2 protein-coding genes and 1 pseudogene are annotated in these 2117 nt (G+C 59.2%); 1 reads left to right on the top strand and 2 read right to left on the bottom strand.

Going from position 1 to position 2117, the window contains the following annotated elements; genetic code table 11:
• Positions 1-440, top strand: a 440-nt coding sequence (locus FEM54_RS31200; protein WP_138454132.1) for a cysteine hydrolase family protein, incomplete at its 5' end; no start/stop codon positions are given.
• A 48-nt stretch (positions 441-488) separates the two neighbouring features.
• Here FEM54_RS31200 and FEM54_RS31195 read toward each other — a convergent pair.
• Both FEM54_RS31195 and FEM54_RS31190 read right to left on the bottom strand, forming a co-directional pair.
• A complete protein-coding gene (locus FEM54_RS31195) occupies positions 489-881 on the bottom strand; it encodes a tautomerase family protein (protein ID WP_138454131.1) in 393 nt (130 codons plus the stop codon).
• A 185-nt stretch (positions 882-1066) separates the two neighbouring features.
• Positions 1067-2117: pseudogene (locus FEM54_RS31190) on the bottom strand (maltose alpha-D-glucosyltransferase); the annotation flags it as partial.

Here is a 2117-nt window from a genome sequence, read left to right as displayed (position 1 = left end):
TCCATATGCCGATTCAATTTGCCGACGGCTACCCCGAGCTGACGCACCGCTCCTACGGCATTCTCAAGGGTGTGGCAGACGGCAGCGCCTTCCGGGCCGGCAGCTGGGGCGCGGACATCAGCGAGGCACTGAGCCGTGAGCCGGCAGACATCCTCATAGAAGGCAAACGCGGCCTGGATGCGTTTGCCACCACCGGCCTGGACCTGGTGCTGCGCAACAACGGCATCCAGAACCTGGTCGTCGCAGGCTTTTTGACCAATTGCTGCGTTGAAGGCACGGTTCGTTCGGGCTATGAGAAAGGCTACGACGTGGTGACGTTGACCGACTGCACCGCGACCTTCAGTGATGAGCAACAACACGCCGCCGAGAACTTCACCTTGCCCATGTTCTCGCAAACGCTGAAACACACCCAGTTTCTACAAGCGTTGAACGCCCAATAAAAACGGCGGCGACTCATCACTGAGTCGCCGCCTGCTTGCGGGCCTGCCTCACTCGTCGGGCACGTACTGCATCTCTCCGTTGCCAAACGACCAATCCTCGCGTTTCACATCCACCAGGTTGATCCACACATCCTCTTTGCGCAGCCCGGTTTTGGCGTGGATGCCCTCAGCGATACATTTATAAAAAGCCTTTTTTACCGCGATGCTACGCCCGGCGCTCCAGGTCACCTGGATAAACACGATATTCGGCGTGTAGGTAACCCCAAGATAACCCGCCGCCGGATACACCAACTCATCCTTGGCGTGACGATTGATGATCTGGAATTTGTCGTGTTCAGGCACATTGGCCACGCTGGTCATGGCGGCGTAGACCACATCGCCAATCGCAGCGGCGGTTTCAGTGGAGGTGTCGGCGGCCAGGTCGATTCGAAGTAAAGGCATGGGAAATTCCTCGGCAGGTCAGTGGCCGGTGCTCGAAAGTGGCCATTGGCACTACGCTAGCCCGAACAACAAAATTCATCAAGCGCATATTAATTTATTTAATATTGCGTAAGTTGCATGTTATTCATTCTCCCGGCAAACGCATAATCAGCGCTGATCGACGAGTCGATCAGCGCTTCGCGCCCCTAAAGCATCGGCGAATGGCTGACCACCCGCAGCGCCAACCCCTCATACGCGTCCAACGTGATGGTGAACTCACCTTCAGCGGTGAGATCGCCCTCGACCCGCTCATTGATGATGTCCACCACCGGCCCCGGCGCAATGTCGGGCAGGTGCAGGGTTTCGGTCAGCGCCGTAGAGCCGAAATTGAGCGCGGTGATTTGCGTGCCCTTCCCCGCTGGCAACTCGTGAACCATGATCAGCAGCCCCGGGTGCTCCACATCCGGCACCAGGATCTGGCGGCTGGCGGCGATTCCATAGGCGTTGCGCACGGCGAGAATTTTCTGCAACTGGGACGCAAACGAGTCCGGGTCCTGCAACTGGCTGTTGAGGCTGCCGTACAAGGTTTGTGCGCGCGGCATCTGGCCGGCGGACAGCTCAGCATCCGGGTTCAAATCCACCAGGTCATAGGCGCCGCGATGAATCCAGCGCGTGTCGCCATCGCCCATCAAATGGGCAACCGCATCGGCCGCCAACGGTAACGCGCCGACCAGGTCCCAACCCGACAGGGCAAACACCCCAGGCTGCATGGCGTTGTACATCACCAGCAGCACATGGATCCGGCGGATCTGCTCGATATCGGCCGGCGTGATCGCCTCCAGGTCACGGATGCCCAAGGCTGCCGTGATAATGCTGGCGGTGGTGCAGGAAACCCCATTGGTGACGAACTTGAGGTTATACGGCGCATGCTCGCCGGCCAGGCGCTCGTACATCTGCTCGCGGATATGCTCACGCAGGCTGTTGCCGGGGAACGTCTGGCCTTGGTAGAGGTAACTGTCGTGGGCGTGCAGGGTCCAGAAATGCACCAGCTCCAGGGTCAGCTCATCGTGGTTTTGCAACGCATGAATCAAGGAGCCTGGGTCAATGCCCTGGCTGTGCATCTCGCGCAGCATCAGGCGCAAAAATTCGGTGTCGCCCAGCAGCAAGGCATGCTGATACGCCGGGCGCGTGATGAAGTCATAGGACAGGTCGGCGCCGCCGTGGGACATGGCGGCAATATCGTCGACAGTGAGGTTC

It is taken from the genome of Pseudomonas edaphica, from assembly GCF_005863185.1.
In the GTDB taxonomy this organism is placed as follows: domain Bacteria; phylum Pseudomonadota; class Gammaproteobacteria; order Pseudomonadales; family Pseudomonadaceae; genus Aquipseudomonas; species Aquipseudomonas edaphica.
This window is presented reverse-complemented; position numbering and strand designations above follow the sequence as displayed.

What these genes read in the sequence shown, in the direction of transcription:
- FEM54_RS31195 (WP_138454131.1), bottom strand. Translation starts at nt 881, where the DNA reads ATGCCTTTACTTCGAATCGACCTGGCCGCCGACACCTCCACTGAAACC.